The sequence below is a fragment of the Myxococcus xanthus genome, assembly GCF_006402735.1.
Classification (GTDB): Bacteria; Myxococcota; Myxococcia; order Myxococcales; family Myxococcaceae; genus Myxococcus; species Myxococcus xanthus_A.
Genome location: NZ_CP017174.1, coordinates 3989027 through 4009295, shown reverse-complemented (window position 1 = coordinate 4009295; position 20269 = coordinate 3989027). Strand labels below are relative to the sequence as shown.

16 protein-coding genes are annotated in these 20269 nt (G+C 69.1%); 8 read left to right on the top strand and 8 right to left on the bottom strand.

The features are described 5' to 3' along the window. Positions 1-17 precede the first annotated feature (17 nt). The 3 genes from BHS09_RS17075 to BHS09_RS17060 all read right to left on the bottom strand — a co-directional run bounded on the left by BHS09_RS17075 (position 18) and on the right by BHS09_RS17060 (position 4855). Positions 18-1478, bottom strand: a complete 1461-nt coding sequence (locus tag BHS09_RS17075; RefSeq protein WP_140798376.1) for a TolC family protein — start codon at positions 1476-1478, stop codon at positions 18-20. A 523-nt stretch (positions 1479-2001) separates the two neighbouring features. Continuing rightward, complete coding sequence (locus BHS09_RS17065) at positions 2002-2382, bottom strand: cupredoxin domain-containing protein (protein WP_140798375.1); 381 nt, start codon at positions 2380-2382, stop codon at positions 2002-2004. A gap of 187 nt (positions 2383-2569) precedes the next feature. Beyond that, on the bottom strand, positions 2570-4855 hold the full coding sequence (locus BHS09_RS17060) for a heavy metal translocating P-type ATPase (RefSeq protein WP_140798374.1): 2286 nt from the start codon (positions 4853-4855) through the stop codon (positions 2570-2572). Positions 4856-5209: 354 nt separating this feature from the next. Between BHS09_RS17060 and BHS09_RS17055 the strand changes: the two genes are divergently transcribed. From BHS09_RS17055 to BHS09_RS17025, 7 genes are all read left to right on the top strand, one after another. Then, entirely contained in the window at positions 5210-5665 is a 456-nt protein-coding gene (locus BHS09_RS17055) for a cupredoxin domain-containing protein (protein WP_140791339.1), read from the top strand. Between the two features lie 372 nt (positions 5666-6037). Continuing rightward, positions 6038-7390 carry a multicopper oxidase family protein gene (locus BHS09_RS17050; RefSeq protein ID WP_237080394.1) on the top strand — a complete coding sequence of 451 codons (1353 nt, stop codon included), beginning with the start codon at positions 6038-6040 and terminating at the stop codon, positions 7388-7390. 162 nt (positions 7391-7552) lie between these two features. Next, on the top strand, positions 7553-8980 hold the full coding sequence (locus BHS09_RS17045) for a sensor histidine kinase (protein WP_140791335.1): 1428 nt from the start codon (positions 7553-7555) through the stop codon (positions 8978-8980). Next, positions 8977-10377 carry a sigma-54-dependent transcriptional regulator gene (locus BHS09_RS17040; RefSeq protein WP_140791333.1) on the top strand — a complete coding sequence of 467 codons (1401 nt, stop codon included), beginning with the start codon at positions 8977-8979 and terminating at the stop codon, positions 10375-10377. Before BHS09_RS17045 ends, BHS09_RS17040 begins: the two co-directional genes overlap by 4 nt. A 95-nt stretch (positions 10378-10472) precedes the next feature. Then, entirely contained in the window at positions 10473-11501 is a 1029-nt protein-coding gene (locus BHS09_RS17035; RefSeq protein ID WP_237078349.1) for a YncE family protein, read from the top strand. A 140-nt stretch (positions 11502-11641) separates the two neighbouring features. Further along, positions 11642-12268: a DUF305 domain-containing protein gene (locus BHS09_RS17030; RefSeq protein WP_335929079.1), complete on the top strand. Its 627-nt coding sequence runs from the start codon at positions 11642-11644 to the stop codon at positions 12266-12268. A gap of 354 nt (positions 12269-12622) precedes the next feature. Next, a complete protein-coding gene (locus BHS09_RS17025) occupies positions 12623-15088 on the top strand; it encodes a heavy metal translocating P-type ATPase (protein ID WP_140798372.1) in 2466 nt (821 codons plus the stop codon). 153 nt (positions 15089-15241) lie between these two features. On the opposite strand, the gene tmk is transcribed toward BHS09_RS17025, so the two are convergent. Together tmk and BHS09_RS17015 are read right to left on the bottom strand one after the other, a co-directional pair. Then, positions 15242-15907 (bottom strand): dTMP kinase, encoded by a 666-nt coding sequence (gene tmk / locus BHS09_RS17020; RefSeq protein WP_140798371.1) that lies wholly within the window; start codon positions 15905-15907, stop codon positions 15242-15244. After that, entirely contained in the window at positions 15904-16242 is a 339-nt protein-coding gene (locus tag BHS09_RS17015; RefSeq protein WP_216619628.1) for a hypothetical protein, read from the bottom strand. Before BHS09_RS17015 ends, tmk begins: the two co-directional genes overlap by 4 nt. Before the next feature lie 177 nt (positions 16243-16419). On the opposite strand from BHS09_RS17015, the gene ribB reads away from it, so the two are divergent. Beyond that, positions 16420-17571 (top strand): 3,4-dihydroxy-2-butanone-4-phosphate synthase, encoded by a 1152-nt coding sequence (gene ribB, locus BHS09_RS17010; protein ID WP_140791323.1) that lies wholly within the window; start codon positions 16420-16422, stop codon positions 17569-17571. Between the two features lie 33 nt (positions 17572-17604). Here ribB and thrC read toward each other — a convergent pair whose 3' ends face one another. The 3 genes from thrC to BHS09_RS16995 form a co-directional block, all read right to left on the bottom strand. Further along, the gene (thrC, locus tag BHS09_RS17005; RefSeq protein WP_140798370.1) at positions 17605-18945 is read right to left on the bottom strand and encodes a threonine synthase; all 1341 of its coding nucleotides are present in this window, start codon (positions 18943-18945) and stop codon (positions 17605-17607) included. Next, complete coding sequence (locus BHS09_RS17000) at positions 18942-19505, bottom strand: P-loop NTPase family protein (protein WP_140791319.1); 564 nt, start codon at positions 19503-19505, stop codon at positions 18942-18944. The genes thrC and BHS09_RS17000 overlap by 4 nt, the downstream gene beginning before the upstream one ends. 100 nt (positions 19506-19605) lie before the next feature. After that, positions 19606-20244, bottom strand: coding sequence for a protein-L-isoaspartate(D-aspartate) O-methyltransferase (locus BHS09_RS16995; RefSeq protein WP_140798369.1), 639 nt, complete (start codon positions 20242-20244; stop codon positions 19606-19608). Positions 20245-20269: the final 25 nt, after the last annotated feature.

Sequence of the window (20269 nt, the reverse complement as noted above, 5' to 3'; positions counted from 1 at the left end):
TGCCGTGAATGCGAAGGTCAGTGCGCGTCCGCCGCGGCGGCCGCACCGGAGCTCGCGCTCATCGACGAAACGCGGATGGAGCCCAGCTCCAAGCCTTGGTGACGGCCCGCCAGGAGTTGCTCCAGCGCTGAGCGGGCGCGGTGGTGGTCGAGCAGCGTCTCCACGTAGGTGCTGGCCGCGTCCGTCACGGCGGCCTGGGCACGCAGCACCTCGAAGACGCCCACCTGCATGGCGTTGTACTGGAGCACCGTCTCGTCGAGCACCTGGCGCCGGGCCGGAAGGAGCACGTCACGGACGTGCCGCGCTCGTCGCCCCGTGGACTCCACTCGGCCGCGGGCCTGGCGCAGCGAGGCGCGGATGGCGGTGGCCGTGGCCTCGTAACGGGCCTTCAGGGACTCGCGCGAAGAAAGGGCCGCCATGCGCACGCCCTGCTTGCGGTCGAACAGCGGCAGCCCCACCGTGAGGTGCGCCCCCATCTCCCACCGGTCCTCGTCCTTCTCGCCGTGGAAGCCGCCAGACAGGTGGGGCAGGAAACCCTCCGTCCGCGCGAGCCCGTGGCGCCGGTCGGCGGCCTCCATCCGGCCGCGCAGCTCGGCCAGGTCGAGGCTCGCCTCGATGGCGCGCGCCTCCAGCCCCTCCCCCGAATCCAGGTCGTTGACGGGGTCGGCCAGCGGCGAATCCACCGTCCACTGCGTGCGGGGACCGAAGAGGCCCAGCAACACGTTGAGGGCCTCGCGCGAGTCCAGCAGGGCGTTCTCGGCTTCGGCCACGGCCAGGCGCGCGGACTCCACGGCGGAGCGCTCGGTGGCCACCTCCAGCGCGCGGACGTTGCCCGCCTTCTCCAGCTCCACCGCCGTGCCGTAGCCCGCCTGTGCGACTTGCAGAGCCCGGTTGCGCAGCTCCAGTTGCTGGTGCCGGGCCTGGACCTCGTAGAAGCCCAGGCGCGTGCGGTAGGCCAGGTGCAGCACCTCGCCCGCCGTGAGTGCGCGCGCGGCCGTGCGCTCGGCCTGGGCCACCCCGCGACGCTGCGGCAGGAGGATGAGCTCGGACAGGTCGTACTCGAGCCCGATGTCCCCTTGCAGGGGCTGCCCGCCACGGGTGGGCTTTCGCATCTCCAGCTCTACCTCTGGATTGGGAGGAAGGCTCATCTGCACCAGGTTGCCAGTGGCGACGCCCAGTTCGTGCATCGCGGCGCGCAGGTCGCGGTTGTTCAGCAGGGCGATGCGGACGGCCGTGTCGGCGGTGAGCGGCTGGGCCAGCAGCGCCCGCACGGCCGCGTCCGCGTCCTCTCCCCGGAGGGCCTCGCTGGTGAGCCCGACGACCGGGCCCCCAGGCATCCAACGAGCGCCGAGCGTCGTGTGCACGTCACGCGCATCATTCGCCAGGGGAACGGTGACGCATCCCCCCAATGTGAGCATGGATGCCACGAGGGTGCCCGCAGCGGGCCGCTTCCAGCGTGACGATGACCAGGTCTTCATGGTGCCTCTCTCCGTCGCGGGCGGCTAGTGCTGGTGATGGTCGTGGCTGGGGGCGGGAATGCCGGCATCCGGGGCGCTACCAGAGTGCCCCCCGTGTCCATCGTGAGCGCTCCCCTGCTTCGCGCCATGCCCCGTGTGTCCACCATGGCCCGAGTGCCCAGAGGTATGCCCCGTCGCGTTGCCTTGCCGAGCGGTGCCACCATGACCGCCTGAGTGCCCTTGATGACCCGAGTGGTCGCTCCCCTTGACTCCGTCCTCGGAGGCAATCCCCGACGGCGCACGCAGCGGATCAGCATCTGTCAGCACTGCGACCAGATTCGGACGGGGGGCCTCCGGAGCACGCAGCGAAGTGGGCGACGTGGAATCCTCATCGAGCGCGCTCCAGGGAGCGGCGGCGCAGGCGGTGAGGGGAGACAACAAGGAGAGGACGAGGAGCTTCTTCATGATGGGATTCCTTTCGGAGCAGGTGACCGGCTTCAGCCCCTTGGACGCGGCAGGGGCCGGCGACTTACAGGCTCGGGGCTCAGACCTCTGCGATGAGGCGGCCGCGCAGCATGCTCATGCCGCAGGTGAAGTCGTACGCGCCGGGCGTGAGCGCGGGCAGCTCGATGGTCACCACGCGCCCGGTGGGCAGGGTGCGCGAGACGCCGAGGTCGCCGAGCACGAGCTGCTCCGAGCACGCGGAGCGGTCCGTGCGCAGGACATTGAGCTTCACCGGCACGCCCGCGCGCACCACGATGCGGTCGGGGCGGTAGCCGCCGTCCACCATCAGGTCCACTTCCTGCGCGCCGCCGACCTCGCTCCGGGCCCGGGTGCGCTGGCGCGGGCCGAAGAAGAACAGGACGGTGGCCGCCGCGGCCAGCACGCTGCCAGAGACGACTCCCACTTCGATAGAATCCAACATGACGCTCTCTCCCTGGACGCAGGTTCCACGCGGCAGGCCAGGGAGCAGGTCGCGCCCTCATGTCCACCGCGTTCATCCCTGTTGACGGGCCAAGAGCCGGGCTCTTACAGGTGCCGTGAATGCACGAACGCCACGGTCCCGAAGGGAGGACCGTGGCGCCGTGGGGACTTCGTGAGGAAGGTCTGGCTCAGGCCGCCTGGGGCGCTGGCAGGCGCAGGCGCCGCAGACGCAGGCTGTTGAGCAGCACCGACACACTCGACAGGGACATGGCCACGCTCGCCAGCATCGGTGACAACAGCCATCCTGTCAGGCCGTAGAGCAACCCCGCCGCTACCGGGATGCCCAGCACGTTGTAGAGGAAAGCCCAGAACAGGTTCTGTCGGATGACCCGCATCGTGGTGCGAGCCAGTCCGAGTGCCGCCGGCAGTCCTCGCAAATCGGAGCGCAGCAACGCGACGCCCGCGGCATCCCGGGCCACGTCCGTCCCCGTCCCCATGGCAACTCCGAGGTCCGCCTCCGCCAAGGCCGGCGCGTCGTTGACGCCATCCCCCACCATGGCCACGCGCCGTCCCTCCGCCTGGAGCGTACGCACCACGTGCGCCTTGCCGGACGGCAGTACACCAGCGAAGACCCGGTCGATGCCGAGAGCGCGCGCCACCCGTGCGGCCGGTCCCTCATGGTCGCCCGTGAGCATCACCACGTGAAGCCCCATGCTCCGCAGGGACTGGACCACCGTGGCGGCCTCCTCCCGCTCCGGATCCGCGATGCCGATGGCACCGACCCAGCGCCCGTCCACCGCGACGAGCACGGGCGTCTGCCCGTCCGTCGTGAGCACACGCTCGGCGTCCTCGCTCCCGGACACGCCCCGTCCGTCCAGCATCCGACGACTGCCCACGAGCACCCTGCGCCCGCCAACCTGGGCCTCCACACCATGTCCCGGAGTGGAGGTGAACGACTCGGGCGTTCCGACCTTCAGGCCCCGGTTGGAGGCCTCGGACAGGACAGCGCGGGCCAGCGGATGCTCGCTCGCCGACTCGGCGGCGGCGGCGAGGGTCAGCACTTCCTCCTCCGTCATGCCGCTCGCGGCGAGGACGCGGACCACCGCCGGGCGCCCCTGGGTCAGCGTTCCCGTCTTGTCGAGCACCACGGTGTCGATACGACTCGCTCCTTCCAACGAAGCGGCGCTCTTCACCAGCACTCCGAGCTGCGCACCCCGTCCCATCCCCACCATGAGCGCCGCGGGCGTGGCCAGGCCCAGGGCGCACGGGCAAGCGATGACCAGTACGGCCACCGCGTTGAGCAGGGCCATCGTCAGGCGCGTCTCCTCGGGGGCCAGGACGAACCAGGCCGCGAACGTGGCGATGGCGATGAGCAGCACCACCGGAGTGAATACGCCGCTCACCACGTCCGCGAGGCGCGCGATGGGCGCCTTGGTGCCCTGGGCCCGCTCCACCACCTGGACAATCTGCTGGAGCGCGGTGTCACTCCCCACCTTGGCCGCGCGGAAGACCAGGCGGCCCGTGCCGTTCATCGTCCCGGCGAAGACCTCCGCGCCCGCTGCCTTCTCCACCGGCAGGCTTTCCCCCGTGAGCATGGATTCGTCCACCGAGGAGGTCCCGTCCACGACGGAGCCATCGACGGGGATGGACTGCCCCGGACGCACCACCACACGGTCCCCCACCCGCACCTCGGCGAGTGGAACCTCTCGCTCGACGCCATTCTCCAGCACGGTGGCGATGGAAGGGGCCAACGCCTGAAGCCGCCGGATGGCATCCCCTGCCCGGGTGCGTGCTCGCGATTCCAGGAAGCGCCCGAGCAGCACGAAGGCAATCACCGCGGCCGCAGCCTCGAAGTAGATGGGAGGTGCGGCTCCGTGCCCACCATGACCACCGTGGTCCCCGGCGACCATGAATGTCGGCCACACGGTGGCCACCACTGAGTAGATGAAAGCCGCGCCGGTCCCGAGCGCCACCAGGACGTTCATGTCGGCCGACCTGTGCCGCAACGCGGCCCACGCAGCCCGGAAGATGGGACCACCGCTGTACACCATGACTGGCAGCGTCAGGCCGAGCTGCACCCAGGTGGAACCGGTGAAGTCGAGCGCTCCGTGGGACATGGCCAGGACGACCACCGGCAAGCCGAAGAGCACGGCCACGGCGAGCCGGCGCCGGAGCCCTCGCTCCTCCGCGGCGTCCGTCTCTTCGGCGGTGGAAGCCTGCGGCACCTCGGCGCGATAGCCGGCGTCGGCCACCGCATGGGCCAGTGCACTGACGGACGTGGTCCGAGCGTCGAAGAGTACGCTGGCCCGGCGGGTGGCGAAGTTGACGCTGCACTCCTGGACCCCCTCCACCTCGCTCAGAGTGCGCTCCACGCGGCGCGCGCATGCGGCGCACGTCATACCCGACACGGCGAGGTCCATCCGCTCCAGGGCGCCCGCGGGAGACCGGGACGAGGCTGCTTCAACGGCATTCATGGGGCTTCCTCCTGCCCGCGAGCTAGCGGGTTCCCCCCACTGACGCGCCTCCCCCGAAAGGCTTACACCTGCGAAGAGGTCCAGCCGCGGTGGTCAGCGCCTCGTGCGCCACCCGCAGCGTGTCGGCCATGAACCGCACTTCACGGCGCCGTGAAACGACGCCGCTTCACGCTCCACCTGTGACCGGGCCGGTTACAGCGAAACCCGTCTGGGTACTCCGGACAGGCGCCGCGCCACGGCAACCCCGCATGAACAGGCGCGTTCAGTCATCGGCACGCGTTGTGCTCCAGCGGACCGACTTCACAGGATGCCGGACGTCCCCGAGGGCATCCTCACTCTGGGAGCAACCAAGCGATGAAGAAGAGCCTGATGGGACTCCTTGCCGCACTCCCCCTGATTGCCGCGGCCCCCGCGGTCGCGTGTGACGAGCACGCCAAACAGAGCGAGCACGCCGGGCACGGCGAGCATTCCGCGCACGGAGGCACGGCCAAGAAGGCCGCTGCGCCCGCGCAGAAGCCCGCCTCGGCCCCGGCCTCCAAGAACGGCGTCCAGACCGTGGACCTCACGGTGACCCCCCAGGGCTTCGAGCCCTCGAACGTGAAGGTGAAGGCGGGGCAGCCCGTCCGCCTCGTGGTCACGCGCAAGACGGCCAAGACGTGCGCCACGGAAATCGTCATGGCCGACCTGGGCATCAACAAGCCGCTCCCCATGGACACGCCGGTGACCGTGGAGTTCACCCCCAGCAAGTCGGGCACGCTGCGCTACGCCTGCGCGATGGACCACATCAGCGGGCTCGTCACCATCCAGTAGACCGCCGTTCCGGGACGATGTTGCGCCGGGAGAACCCGGCCTCGAGGCAGCGTCGCAGGGCCGGTGCGGCACGCAACTCGTGGTGTGATTCCTGGGGTTACACCGTGACTCCAGCATCGTGGCCTCTCAGGCGGCGCCCTTCCCAGGCAAGCGAAGGCCGCGCACCGAGGTCGCGCGCCTGGGGCTGGGCCACGCCACCACGGCGACCTGGTCCCCTCCTCGCCCGCTCACGGAGGCGGAGCGAGGGCTCCTGCACCTTCCATCCATTCGTGAAGAGGCTTCATGCATCGCAATCGCTGGTTCATCGGGGCAGCTCTCGTTGCCCTCCTCGCAATGCTCGCGGCACTCGGCCTCGGCCAGGAGGATGCCGCCATGGCGACGCACCGGCAGCCGCGCGCGGCACCGCCCTACCCTGAAGACACGCCGTCCACGGGCCGCGTGCGCGAGTTCGAGCTCGTCGCGGCCCCGACAGCCCTCCCGCTCCTGGATGGCCGGAGTCTGGAGGTCTGGGCATACAACGGCCAGGTACCCGGCCCCACCCTTCGCGCCACCCATGGCGACACGGTCCGCGTGCGCTTCACCAACAAGCTGCCTCAGCCGACGACCATTCACTGGCACGGCATCCGGCTTCCGAACGGAATGGACGGCGTGCCCGGGGTGACCCAGCCTCCCATCCCACCTGGGGGAACCTTCGTCTATGAGTTCAAGGTGAAGGACGCAGGAACCTACTGGTTTCACCCGCACCTGCGCGGGAGCGAGCAAGTCGAGCGGGGGCTGTTCGGCGTGCTCATCGTGGAGGACCAGAAGCCCGGCCCTTTCTCACGCGAGCTCGTCTGGGTGCTCGACGACTGGCGCCTCGACGCGGGTGGCCAGATTGATGGCCGATTCAACACGCGCCAGGACCTTGCGCACGACGGCCGCTGGGGGCAGGTCTCCACGGTGAACGGGACTGTCCAGCCAGAAGTCCCGCTGCGGCCCGGCGAGCGGGTGCGGCTGCGGATGGTCAACGTTGCAAACGGGCGCGTGTTCGCGCCTTCCTTCGAAGGGCTGGGCGCATCTGTCATCGCGGTCGACGGGCTGGCCACGGACCGGCCGCTGCCGGCCTCCCGCTTGGAGCTCGCGCCAGGGAACCGCGTCGACCTGGACTTCACCGTTCCCGAGGCGCCGAGCAACGAGCGCCTGGAGGTGATGGACCACTTCACTCGCAGGCCGTTCCCTCTCGCAACGCTGGTGGTGTCTGGAGAGGTCGTGCGGCCGCCCGAAGTGGCAGCACTTGCCCCACCCCCGAGCCCTGACCTCTCTCCAGCGCGTGCACTGCTACCCGCGGAGACCTTCCGGCTGAATGCGAGGCGGGGAGGCCCCTTCGGCATCGAGTGGACCATCAATGACGAGGCGTTCCACCACGAGGGGGAGCATGCCTCCGCGCACCACAAGGTCTACCGGCTCCCTGCCCACCAATGGGCCACGCTGCGGTTCGTCAACGAGTCCTCCCGCCTGCACCCCATGCACGTGCATGGCCAGTTCTTCCGCGTGGTGGCGCGCGATGGTGCATCGGTGGACGAGGGACACTGGCGCGACACCGTGCTGGTTCGTCCAAGGGAGACGGTGGATGTGGCGATGTTCCCGCAGGACGTGGGGGCCTGGATGCTCCACTGCCACATCCAAGAGCACGCCGAGGCCGGGATGATGACGCTCGTGGACGTCCATACGGAGGGTTCCCAGTAAGCGAGCCCCCGGCCCATTACAGTGTGACCAGCCTGGTCACACCCGGCCCTTTTCTCGCAACGATGAGGGAGCGCCGCCCAGGAATGAGTTCAGCCACTTGCAGCGCGCACCACATTGGCCTGCCTGTTGCTAAACCCCTACCTTCGTTCGCCAGGGGATGTCGTGTCCGGAACCGCCCGCAGGCTCTTTTACGCCTTCTCGCTCCTCGTCCTGACCTTCGGCGCGGCAGCCTATGCCGCGCTCGAGGGCATGGCGGAGATCCACGAGGCCCTGCACAGCGTGCGGCGGCAGGAAACGGCCGTGCGCACCACGCTGTCGCTCGCGACCTCGGTGCGAGACCTCTACGCACACCAGGCCCACACCGTCATCCTCGGCAACGCCAGCCACCTGCCGCTCTACGACAGCGCCTATCACCGTGCCATGGAGCGGCTCGAAGCGGTCCAAGCCCAGGCCACCACCTCCGAGGAACGCGCCCAGGTGGAGACCATGCGCCGCACCACGACGGAGCTGGACAGGCTTTTCCGCGAGGCACTCGTGCCAGCCGTGCTGCGCGAGGACCATGCCACCGCGGCCCGTGAACACTCCAGGGCCCTGGAACTGGTCGGCGTCATCCAGGAGAGCGCGGACACCCTGGCCTCGCACTACGAGCGTGCCATTGGCAACTTCGAGGAGCACGCGAGCACGGTCCAGCACGCCAGCTTCCAGTGGACGGTCGCCATCCTGGCCGGTGCAGCCCTGCTCGCGGCGGGCGTAGGCCTCTACATCGGCCGCTCGGTGGCCCGCCCGGTCTCGCTGCTGGAGGCCGGCGCGGCCCGTATCGCCGCGGGCGACCTCATGACTCGCATCGCGCTGGACCGCCCGGATGAGTTCGGAAGGCTGGCGCAGCAGTTCAACCGGATGACCGCCGCGCTACGTGAGCACCAGGAGCGCTTGGTTCAAAGCGAGCGGCTGGCGGGCATCGGCCGCCTGGCGGCGGGTGTGGCGCATGAAATCAACAATCCCCTGGGGGTCATCCTCGGCTACGTGCGCCTGCTTCAGCGCAAGGCGGAGGGTGCGCTCGCGGACGACCTGCGCATCATCGAAGAGGAGACGCTGCGCTGCCGCGACATCGTGGAGGGGATGCTCGACCTGTCGCGGCCACTCCAGGTCCCGGGCGAGACGCTGGAGCTGCGAGAGCTGGTGGAGGAAGTCTTCTCCCGGTTGCGGGAGTCCGCCCAGCGCACCGAGGCATCCCTGACGGTGGAAGGCGAAGCCCGGGTGGCAGGGCATCCGCAGCGGCTGCGGCAGGTGGTCACAAACCTGGTCAAGAACGCCATGGAGGCCGCAGGTCCCTCGGGACAGGTGACAGTGGCCATCCACGCCCACGAAGGCGAGGTGGCGCTTTCATTCCGCGACAGCGGGCCCGGCCTCTCTCCCGAGGCACAGAAGCGGATGTTCGAGCCCTTCTTCACCACCAAACCCCAAGGCACCGGGCTGGGGTTGGCGGTGTCGCAGGCCATCGCCCAGGCCCATGGTGGCCGCATCCAGCCGCGCAACCTGCCTGGCCGTGGTGCGGAATTCACCCTGCATCTCCCCCGGAGTACGCCGTGACGGACAGACCGAGTGTTCTCGTTGTCGACGACAAGGAGAACATGCGCCACCTCATCACCCGCATTCTCGGTGACGCTTATCAGGTGAGGACGGCTGAAGACGGAGGCCGTGCACTCTCCCTCATCCAGACGCAGCCGTTCGACGTGGTGGTGACGGACATCCGAATGCCGGGAGCGGACGGCTTTGAGGTGCTCAAGGCAGTCAAGCAGCACTCGCCCACCACCGAGGTCATCCTGATGACGGCGTACGCCTCCGTCCCCAAGGCGGTAGAGGCCATCAAGGAGGGGGCCTATGACTACCTGCCCAAGCCCTTCGACCCGGACGAGGCGTCCCTGGTGGTAGCCCGCGCCCTCGAGCGCAAGCGGCTCAAGGAGCAGGCCGCCTCACTGCGGCGCGAGTTGGAGGGCATCTACAGCTTCCAGAACATCATTGGCAGGAGCGCGCCCATGCGTGCGCTCTACGGCCTGCTGGAGCGCGCCTCCGAGCTGGACATCACGGTACTCATCACCGGGGAGACGGGGACGGGCAAGGAGTTGGTGGCGCGAGCCATCCACCACCACGGCCCACGCAAGGACCGGCCCTTCATTGCGGTCAACTGCGGCGCGCTGCCCTCCGAACTCATCGAGAGCGAGCTGTTCGGTCACGCCCGGGGTGCATTCACCGGCGCGGTAGAGACCAAGGCCGGTCTCTTCGAGGCAGCCTCCGGGGGGACCATCTTCCTGGACGAGATTGGAGAGCTGCCCCTGTCCGTCCAGGTGAAGCTCAACCGCACGCTCCAGGACAAGGAGGTGCGCCGTGTCGGAGACGCGGTTGCGCGCCGCATCGACGCACGTGTCATCACCGCCACCCACCGCGACCTCAAGGCCGAAGTGACGGCGAGCCGCTTCCGCGAAGACCTCTACTACCGGCTCAATGTCTTCCCGGTGCATCTGCCGCCCCTGCGGGAGCGGCGCGAGGACATCCCCCTGCTGGCCATGCACTTCGTACAGAAGGCGGCGAAGACCTACCGGCAGCCGGTGGATGGCCTGGAGCCGGACGCGTTGCGTGCGCTCACCGGGTACAGCTGGCCGGGCAACGTGCGCCAGCTCGAGAATGCCATCGAACGCGCGGTGGCCATCACCACTGGCTCCCGGGTGGGCGCTGACGCGCTCCCCCCTGAAGTCACGGGCGGACAACAGGGAGCACTGCCCGCAGACCATCTGGTGAAGATGCCCTTCCGGGAGGCGGTGGACCTGGCGCGGGACCGTGCATCGCGCGATTACCTCATCGCCCTGCTGCGGGAATTCGGGGGCAATGTGACGCGGGCTGCTGAACGCGCGGGCATGGAGCGCGAGAGCCTCCACCGGCTCCTCAAGCGCTTTGGCCTGCGCTCCGATGACTTCAAGGAGTCACCCTAAGCAATACATGCAATCAAGCTGCATTCACAACCGAACACAGCCTGTGTAGATGCCGTCGACATGATTCCGCCGAGAGGACCGTCGATATGGAACGCATGAAGCCGACACTGTGGATGATGCCCTTCCTGACTGCGCTGGCGATGAGTGGCTGCGCCGACAAGGACTCGAACTCGTTCCCCGTCCTCGAAAAGGACGCCGTGTTCGTCGTGAATGGTGGCAGCAACTCCCTCAGCGTCATTGACGTGGAGCGGCAGGAGGTCACCAGCACCCTTCGATTGAAGGACATGACCTATCCCCACCACATCAGCCTCAGCCCGGACCGGAGCTTGCTCGTGGTGGCGGTCCCCGGCATGGACCTGAGCGGCGGGCACGGCGGCGGGCACGGCGGTCACACCATGCGTGGCAAGCTCCTCCTGCTGGACGCGAAGACGGGTAAGACACGGGCCACGCGGCAGTTCGACGCGATGACCCACAACGGCGCCTTCTCGCCGGACGGCACCGAGGTGTGGACGGCCCTGATGGCGGAGCCGGGCGCGGTGGTCGTGCTCGACAGCCAGACGCTCGAGCCCAAGCAAACGATCAACGTGGGCGACATGCCCGCGGAGGTGACGTTCTCCCAGGACGGGCGCTACGCCTTCGTCGCCAATGGCGACTCCAACAACGTCTCCGTCATTAACGCGGCCACCAAGGCGGTGGTGAAGACGGTGACCGTCGGGGCCAACCCGGTCGGCGCCTGGCCGGGAAACGACGGCCTCATGTACGTGGACAACGAGGACGGCAAGAGCCTCACCAGCATTGATGCCAACACCCTCGATGTGGCGCGCACCTATCCGCTGGGCTTCACGCCGGCCATGGCCGCCACGGCCCCCAATGGGGACCTCTGGGTGACGGACACCGACAACGGCAAGGTCATCTTCTTCGCCGCAGGTACGACGACACGTCAGGGGGAACTGGCCACTGGCGCCGGAGCCCATGGAATCGCGTTCTCCGCCGATGGCGCCACCTCATTCATCACCAACCAGACCGCGGGGACGCTCAGCATCGTCGACGTAGCCTCGCGTACCGTTCGGAAGACGCTCACCGTGGGCACCCAGCCCAACGGACTTGTCTTCCGCGAGAACTGACCCGTCTCGAGGTGCGGGGTGATTGCCGCGGCGCGCCCCTGTGAGGTGGCCTGTAACCCCGCCGCTCACAGGTGCCACGGGCCACCTCCATGCACAGCATCCGGCGCGGCGGACGCCCCTGGCAATTCGGCACACCGCGGATGCCAGGCGTCCGACCTGGAGGCTGTGAACGTATGAAATCCTCAATGCTATGCAGCGCCCTGGCGGTCGTCTTCCTCGCAGCGGTAGCGGGGTGTGGAGATGACGAGTCGCACGAGGGCATGTCCATGGACAGTGACGTTGCCCCCGATCGGCTCGTCGTGGACGGCAACTATTCCGACGAGCGGTTTATCGACATGATGGCCGCGCACCACCAAATGGCCACCGAGATGGCCATGGTCGAGGAGCAACGCGGCACGCGTCAGGAGCTCCGGGCGCTGGCCACGAAAATGATTCAGGACCAACGTCAAGAAATCGAGGAACTGAAGGCCCTCAAGCAGGCCCACTTCGGCTCCTCGGATGTGCCGACGATGATGAGCGAGTCCGAGATGCAAAACAGCGGCATGCTGATGACCGCCGAGCTCGCGCGACAACCGGACGTCGACAAGGCGTTCATCGATTCGATGATGCCGCACCACTCAGGTGCCATTCTGATGGCGAGCGTCGCGCTTCGGCGGACCAGCAACGCGGATATTCGCGCACTTGCCCGCGGAATCATCGACGCACAGACGAAGGAGATCGGTCAGCTGATTGAGTGGCGCAAGTCCTGGTACGGCAGTCAACCGTAGCGGGCATTGGCGCACTCACGACTGGAGGCGGCGAGCCACCGCCTCCACCGCCGCGCGGATGGCCGCCACGAGCCCGTCTCCGTCACCGCACCAACTGGGTGTGACGCACCTCATCCGGGTGTAACAGCGCGGGTTACGCCAGAGGGAGGCACGCCCGAGTCAATCTCGGAGGTTGCCCGTTGTCACAGCTGGCCTCGGGGTTGCTTGTTACCCGAGCTGACAAGCCGCGCGGGTTCGCCCTGAGAGCATTCCTGGCAGGCAGCCATGAGCCCGCTTGGGGCAACAGGCCGCTTCGCTCGGAACTGTAAGAAGGAACGGGGTGCTTCGTGATCCCCGGCAAAAGGAAGCGCGACGATGACGACTCATCTCCCCCCAGAAGCTCACACCGGGCACCACCCTCCACACTTGCCAGAGGGCAAGGCGAAGGACCCCGTCTGCGGCATGTTCGTGGATCCCCAGGCACCGAAGGGCGGCAGCCACGTGCACGAGGGGCACACGTACTTCTTCTGCAACCCGAAGTGCCGCGAGAAGTTCACGGCGGAGCCGCGAAAGTACCTCGCGCCTGAGCCCCAGACACCGGAGCCTGCCCCCGCGGGCACCATGTACATCTGCCCGATGGACCCGGAGGTTCGGCAGGATCATCCCGGCACCTGCCCCAAGTGCGGAATGGCCCTCGAGCCCGAGCAGCCGGTCCTCCAGACGCGCACCGAGTACGTCTGCCCGATGCACCCGCAAATCGTGCGCCCCGAGCCGGGGGCGTGCCCCATCTGCGGCATGGCCCTGGAGCCACGGACCATCACCCTCGAGGACGCGCCCGACCCGGAGTACCTCGACATGCGGCGGCGCTTCTGGGTGAGCGTCGTCCTCTCGCTCCCTGTGTTCGTACTGGGCATGTCCGAGATGATTCCGGGCCAGCCCATCCAGCGCCTCATCCCAGGGCCGCTCATGGCCTGGGTGCAGTTCGCCCTGGCGACGCCCGTGGTGTTGTGGGGGGGCTGGCCCTTCTTCCAGCGGGGCTGGGCGTCGGTGCGCAACCGGCACCTCAACATGTTCACGCTGATTGCCCTTGGGACGGGCGCCGCCTACGGCTTCAGCGTCTTCGCCACCTTCTTCCCCGGCCTCCTGCCCCACGCCTTCACCGGCCACGGTGGCCACGTGCCCTTGTACTTCGAGGCCGCGGCGGTCATCACCACGCTGGTGCTGCTGGGGCAGGTGCTGGAGCTCCGGGCCCGCCATGCCACCTCGGGAGCCTTGAAGGCGCTGCTCGGGCTGGCTCCGAAGACGGCGCGGCTGCTGCGCGAGGACGGGCGCGAAGAGGACGTGGCGCTGGACGGGGTCCACGTGAGTGACCGCCTCCGCGTCCGACCGGGCGAGAAGGTGCCCGTGGATGGCTTGGTCCTGGAGGGCGAGAGCGCCGTGGACGAGTCCATGGTGACGGGTGAGCCGATTCCCTCCGAGAAGACACCTGGCAGCCGGGTGACAGGAGGGACGGTCAACGGCACCGGCGGCTTCGTGATGCGGGCCGAGCGCGTCGGCCGCGACACGCTCCTCGCTCAAATCGTACAGCGGGTGGCCGAGGCCCAGCGCAGCCGGGCCCCCATCCAGCGTCTGGCCGACACCGTCTCCGGGTGGTTCGTGCCCGCGGTGGTGGTCATCGCCGTCCTGACGGCGTTCATCTGGAGCATGTGGGGACCAGAGCCCCGGCTCGCCTACGCGCTGGTCAACGCCGTGGCCGTCCTCATCATCGCGTGCCCGTGTGCCCTGGGCCTGGCCACGCCCATCTCCATCGTGGTGGGCATGGGGCGTGGCGCGCAGGCCGGCGTCCTCATCCGGGACGCGGCGGCGCTCGAGGAACTGGCGAAGGTGGACACCCTCGTCGTCGACAAGACAGGCACCCTCACCGAGGGCAGGCCAAGCCTCACCACGGTGGTGGCCGCCCCCGGTTTCGACGAGGCGCGGCTGCTTCACCTGGCCGGCAGTATCGAGCGCGGGAGCGAGCACCCGCTCGCGTCCGCAATCGTGAAGGGCGCAGAGGCACGAGGTGCCGTCCTCACTGAGACGCACGGCTTCAAGTCCGTGACGGGCCAGGGCGTGACGGGGCGTGTGGATGGTGCGCAGGTGGCGCTCGGGAATGCCCGGCTGCTCGAGGGACTCGGCATCGAGGCAGGGGCGTTCCTGGAGAGGGCGGAGGCCCTGAGGCGAGAAGGGCAGACGGTGATGTTCGTCGCCGTGGACGGCAAGCCGGCCGGGCTGCTCGGCGTGGCCGACCCGGTGAAGGCCAGCACCCCCGAGGCCGTTCAACAGCTCCGGGCCGATGGGCTGCGCCTCGTGATGCTCACGGGTGACAGCCGGACGACGGCGGAGGCGGTGGCCCGTCGCCTGGGCATCGACGAAGTCCACGCTGAGGTGCGCCCCGAGGAGAAGAACGAGATGGTGAAGCGCCTCCAGGCCGAAGGGCACGTGGTGGCCATGGCCGGAGACGGGGTGAACGACGCGCCCGCGCTCGCCCAGGCCAACGTGGGCATCGCCATGGGCACGGGCACTGACATCGCCATGGAGAGCGCCGCCGTCACGCTGGTGAAGGGTGACCTCCGTGCCATCGTCCGCGCCCGGCACCTGAGCCGGGGCACCGTGCACAACATCCGCCAGAACCTCTTCTTCGCGTTCATCTACAACGTGCTCGGCGTCCCCATCGCGGCGGGGGTCCTCTACCCGTTCTTCGGACTGCTGCTGAGCCCCATGATTGCCAGCGCGGCGATGAGCATCTCGTCCGTCTCCGTCATCGCCAATGCCCTGCGGCTGAGGCGGCTGGACCTCTGACCGCCGCCCCGCCGGATTCTCGACCCGGGAGGCGCTCGTGCTGGAGACGAGCGCCAAGAAGCAGCAGGAGGTGGATTTGTCCGCGAGGCAAGGCTTGGGTCCGCCACGTGGTCCTCCCGCAACCGCCGGGCGGGGAATACCGCCCCAGACAGTTCAGCGCTTGCGGGCCAGCAGCTTGCGAATCTCCACCAACGACGCGGCCGTCACGGCCTCGATGCCCTGCTCGCCGTCGATGTGGACGATGCGCTCGTGCTTCTCCCTGCGGCGGATGGCGGCCACGTACTGCTTCGCAATCCGCCGCTGTGCCTCGTCCGCCTCGAACAGCTCCGCCGCCCCGCCGCGTGCCTTGCGGCGCCGCGCCGCCACCTCCGGCGCCACGCCGACGAACAGCGTCAGGTCCGGCGACACCGCGCACGCATTCACCGCCTCCACCCATTCCATGGGCAGCGACGCGCCCTGGTAGGCCAGGGACGACAGGACGTAGCGGTCACACAGGACAATCTGGCCCGCCGCCAGCGCCGGGAGCACCCGGGCCGTGAGGTGGTCCGTCCGGTCCGCGGCGAACAGCAACGCCAGCGTCTCCGGCGCCAGCGGGCCCGCCCCACCGGGCAGTCCCAACCGGCCCGTGAGCGCCTGGCGAATCATCGTCCCCACGGGGCCGTCAGACGGCTCCCGTGTGGTCAGCACCGAGTGCCCCTCCGCGCGCAGGGCCGCGGCGAGTCGCTCCACCTGCGTCGTGGTGCCAGCCCCATCCAGTCCCTCCAGGACGATGAAGCGCCCTGGACGGTGCGCCGCGGCCTTCTTCCGTGCGGCGCTCACCGGGGAAGCAGCGCCGAGGGGTCGTCCAGCCGCAGCTCGCTGCGCAGGGCCAGCATCGACTCGTATTGCTTCAGCTCATCCACCAGGACCTTCCGGCCCGCGCGGTAGCTGATGAAGGCGTAGACGAGCAGCGACACGGACACCAGGGCCGCCGCCCACGCCAGCAGGGGCGTGCGAAGAGAATCGTAGAAGAGCTTGCCCGACGCCCCACCCACCAGGGTGGCGATGACGGTGGACACGCCCGCATGGGCGAAGCGCGTCGTGCTCTCGCGGGTGGAAAGATTGGCCTGGAGCTGGTCGAGCCGAGCCCGGAGTTCCTGGGTATTGGAAGTCATCACGGCGCCAAACACCCTACATCACTGCGCCCGTCGCGTCGAGTCGGCGCCTACCCACCGGCCGGCCGTAGGCCCTCCAACGGCCCCCTGCCCACCTCATCCCCGCCATCATCCCCACATGCGCCCGGCTACCGGTTGGCTTGCGAGCCACCCTCGCCCACGCTACATGCGCGACTCATGCAGCCCTCCGCCCGGACCGAAACCTCCATGAGTCACGACAGCGAGATCTCCTCCATCGACGACGCCATCCGTGACATCCAGGAGGGCAAGTTCGTCATCGTCGCCGACGACGAGGACCGTGAGAACGAGGGCGACCTCATCATGGCTGCGGAGAAGGTGACGCCCGAGCACCTGGCCTTCATGGTGCGCCACACCAGCGGCATCGTCTGCATGCCCATGCTGGCGGAGCGGCTGGACGAGCTCCACCTCCCGCAGATGGTGTCGGACAACACCGAATCCCATCGCACCGCCTTCACCGTCTCCGTGGACTACCGCCACGGCACCCACACGGGCGTGTCCGCGGCGGACCGCGCGAAGACCATCCGCGCCCTGGTGGACCCCTCCAGCAAGGCCGACGACTTCCTGCGCCCCGGGCACATCTTCCCGCTCCGCTACCGCGAGGGCGGCGTCCTCCGACGGGCCGGCCACACCGAGGCCACCGTGGACCTGTCCCGCCTCGCCGGCCTGTCCGCCTCCGGCATCCTCTGCGAGCTGGTGAAGGACGACGGCACCATGATGCGGATGCCGGACCTCAAGGTCTTCGCCCGCGAGCACAAGCTGTCGCTCATCACCATCGCGGACCTCATCGAGTACCGCCGCCGCAAGGACCGGCTGGTGCGCCGTGAGCCCGGCCAGCACACCGTCACCACCCGCTACGGTGAGTTCACCGCCCTCACCTATTCGTGGCTGCCCGACGGCGTGAAGTCCCTGGTCCTGGTGAAGGGCGACCCGGCGTCGCGGCCCAGCACCCTGGTGCGCCTGCACGCCGCCTGTGCCCTGGGTGACGTGTTCGGCTCCCCGTCGTGCAACTGCAACGTGCTGCTGGATCAGGCGCTGGCGCGCATCGCCCGCGAGGGCTCCGGCGTGCTGGTGTACCTGCCGGGCATGCACGGAGACGACTTCGGCATCCACCACAAGCGCAACACCGACGGCAGCAGCGGCCCCACGCGGGGCCCGCAGGAGTCGCGCGACCTGGGCATGGGCTGCCAGATTCTCAATGACCTGGGCGTCCGCACGCTCCAGGTGATGACCAACTCGGACATCACCTACCGCGGGCTCGCGGGCTTCGGTCTCACCATCGAGAAGCGCGTCCCCCTCCAGCCGGACTGACGCGCCCCTCGCCGGGCGGACCGGGCCCGTGATTCAGCCCAGGTCCGCCAGCGCGCCCTTCACCGCGTCCAGCGTCGCGGGCAGCTCCACCGGCGGGTTGGCGAACTGGCTCGTCACCTCCGCGAGCGATCCGCGGTGGTAGCCCACCTTGAAGTCGGCGAACTTCAAGCCGTGCGCGGTGGACACCACCGCCACGCGCGAGCCCCGGGCAATCACGCCCTGCGCCACCAACTTCTCCAGCGCCGCCAGCGCCACGCCCGTGTGCGGACAGGTGAAGGTCCCCTCGCGGTCCGCGCGCGCGGCGGCGTTGGCCAGCTCGGACTCGCTGGCGTCCTCCACCACGCCGTCGAACGCCTTGAGCACCTTCACCGCGCGCTTGAAGGACACCGGGTTGCCAATCTGGATGGCCGACGCCAGCGTGGGCTCGGCCTGCAGGGGCACCAGTTCCTGGAAGCCGCCCCGGAACGAGCGCGCCAGCGGATTGGCCTTCTGGGCCTGCGCCACGGCGATGCGCGGTCGGCGGGTGATGAGCCCCAGCGACAGCATCAGCTCGAAGCCCTTGCCCAGGGCGCTGGCGTTGCCCAGGTTGCCGCCGGGAATCACCACCCAGTCCGGCGGCTCCCAGCCCAGGTCCTGGCAGAGCTCCACGGCGACCATCTTCTGGCCCTCGATGCGCAGCGAGTTCATCGAGTTGGCCAGGTACAGCCCCGTGTCCGCCGTCACCGCCTGCACCAGCTTCATGCAGCCGTCGAAGTCCGTGTCCAGCGACAGCACCCGCGCCCCATTGGCAATGGGCTGCACGAGCTGCGCGAGCGACACCTTGTTGCGCGGCAGGAACACCACCGCCGGAATCCCCGCCGCCGCGCAGTAGGCGGAGAGCGCCGCGGACGTGTCGCCCGTGGAGGCACACGCCACCGCGCGCAGCGGAACGCCCTGGGCGCGCATGTGCTTCACCGCGGAGACCAGGACGGTCATGCCCCAGTCCTTGAAGCTGCCCGTGGGCGAGACGCCGCACTCCTTCAAGTCCAGCGCGGCCAGCCCCAGCTCCGCCGCCATGCGCGGCAACGGCTTGAGCGGCACGCGGCCCTCGCCGAGCGAGACGATGTCCTCCGCCGGCAGCTGCGGATACGCCCACTCCCGCTTGCCCCACACGCCCGAGCCATCCGGCAGGCGCGCGGAGCCGAAGCGCGTCTCGAAACGGCGCTTCCATTCCGCCGCGGACACCGTGCGCAGGGCCTTCACGTCGTGCGCGACTTCCAGCAGGCCGCCGCAGCGCGGGCACCGGTACACCACCTCCATCAGCGAGGCGCGAAAGTCACAGCCCTCACTGCACGCGTACTCCGCGCGGAACTCCGAAGCCGACCCCTCGCTCATGCCTCCTCCTGTGCCCTCGTGCCGCACTCCGGGCAGCTCCTTCCGGGCCGCACGCGAGTATGACACGACGCGCAAGAGAGCCAGCCATCGTCGTCGCCAGCAGGTTTTCCAGGCGCCGCCGCCACCGTGGGCTTCACCCGAGGCAACCGCATGCCGCAGTTGTCGCAGAGCAGCCCCGCCGCCTGGGTGTTGCGGCAGTAACGGCAGACGACGGCGCCCGTCGGCGCGGCGGTGCGTACGCCGTCGTCCGGGGCACGTCCGGTGTCCAGCTCTGACATGGGCGTCACCGGAACGGCCCCCATGTCCCTGGCGCGTGTCAGCTGCAGGTCGGGAACCACCTGCGCCGGCAGATCTGGCCCTGAACGGAGCCGCGTCACGTCCAGGTCGGGCAACACGGCCGCGTCCACCGGCGCGCGGCCTCCGGCATGCGGTGTCACTTCCAGCTCCGGCAACGTCGCGATGGGCGCGGTCTCCGCCACGGCCGCGGGGAACCGCTTGCCGCAGACGTCGCACTCCGTCCCTTCGGGCTGAACGTGGTCGCAGAGCGGACAGATAATCATGATGTGCGAACGTTAGCGGGCCGCCGCCGACATGGCGAGCAAGCGGACAGAGAGCCTGCCTCCCGCCTCGCTGGGTCAGGAGCCACCCGAGCCCAGGATGTCACCCCTGCGAGAGCGGCTGCCCCGTCATGGGAACAAAGCGAACCAGCAGCAGGGACTCCACCTGGGGCACCTCGCCGGGCCGGAGGGCGCGTTGGATACGCAGCAGTTGCTGGGCGCCCCCCTGGGGGCCCACCGGGATGAGCATGCGTCCGCCCGGCTTGAGCTGTGAAAGGAGCTGAAGCGGAACGTCTGGTGGCGCCGCGGCGGCGAGGATGGCGTCGAAGGGCGCCTGGTCCGGCCAGCCCAGTGAGCCGTCTCCTTCCCGGAACGAGACGTTTTCGAAGCCCTGCCGCCCCAACACCTCGCGCGCCGATTGGGCCAGCTCGGGGACGATTTCCACGGAGTAGACTTCTCTGCACAGCAGAGACAGCAGCGCCGTCTGGTAGCCCGAGCCGGTGCCGATTTCGAGGACGCGCTCGTCCCCCTGGAGCTGGAGCGCCTCCGTCATCAGCGCCACGATGTAGGGCTGGCTGATGGTCTGCCCATGACCGATGGGCAGCGGCGCGTCCGCGCTCGCCTCTTCGCGCAGGTCCTCCGGCACGAATTCCGCGCGGTTCAGCCGAGCGATGGCCTCCAGGACTCGCGCGTCCTTGATGCCGTGCCGCGACAGGTAGTCGGCCCTTCCCCAGTCACCCATGCTCCTAGCCTAGTCATGACAGGCG

Coding starts and splice junctions, on each gene's coding strand:
- BHS09_RS17050 (WP_237080394.1), top strand. CDS start 6,038: ATGGCGACGCACCGGCAGCCGCGCGCGGCACCGCCCTACCCTGAAGAC.
- BHS09_RS17055 (WP_140791339.1), top strand. CDS start 5,210: ATGAAGAAGAGCCTGATGGGACTCCTTGCCGCACTCCCCCTGATTGCC.
- BHS09_RS17000 (WP_140791319.1), bottom strand. CDS start 19,505: ATGATTATCTGTCCGCTCTGCGACCACGTTCAGCCCGAAGGGACGGAG.
- ribB (WP_140791323.1), top strand. CDS start 16,420: ATGCAGCCCTCCGCCCGGACCGAAACCTCCATGAGTCACGACAGCGAG.
- BHS09_RS17060 (WP_140798374.1), bottom strand. CDS start 4,855: ATGAATGCCGTTGAAGCAGCCTCGTCCCGGTCTCCCGCGGGCGCCCTG.
- BHS09_RS17075 (WP_140798376.1), bottom strand. CDS start 1,478: ATGAAGACCTGGTCATCGTCACGCTGGAAGCGGCCCGCTGCGGGCACC.
- BHS09_RS17065 (WP_140798375.1), bottom strand. CDS start 2,382: ATGTTGGATTCTATCGAAGTGGGAGTCGTCTCTGGCAGCGTGCTGGCC.
- BHS09_RS17030 (WP_335929079.1), top strand. CDS start 11,642: ATGCCAGGCGTCCGACCTGGAGGCTGTGAACGTATGAAATCCTCAATG.
- BHS09_RS17035 (WP_237078349.1), top strand. CDS start 10,473: ATGAAGCCGACACTGTGGATGATGCCCTTCCTGACTGCGCTGGCGATG.
- BHS09_RS17025 (WP_140798372.1), top strand. CDS start 12,623: ATGACGACTCATCTCCCCCCAGAAGCTCACACCGGGCACCACCCTCCA.
- thrC (WP_140798370.1), bottom strand. CDS start 18,945: ATGAGCGAGGGGTCGGCTTCGGAGTTCCGCGCGGAGTACGCGTGCAGT.
- BHS09_RS16995 (WP_140798369.1), bottom strand. CDS start 20,244: ATGGGTGACTGGGGAAGGGCCGACTACCTGTCGCGGCACGGCATCAAG.
- BHS09_RS17015 (WP_216619628.1), bottom strand. CDS start 16,242: ATGACTTCCAATACCCAGGAACTCCGGGCTCGGCTCGACCAGCTCCAG.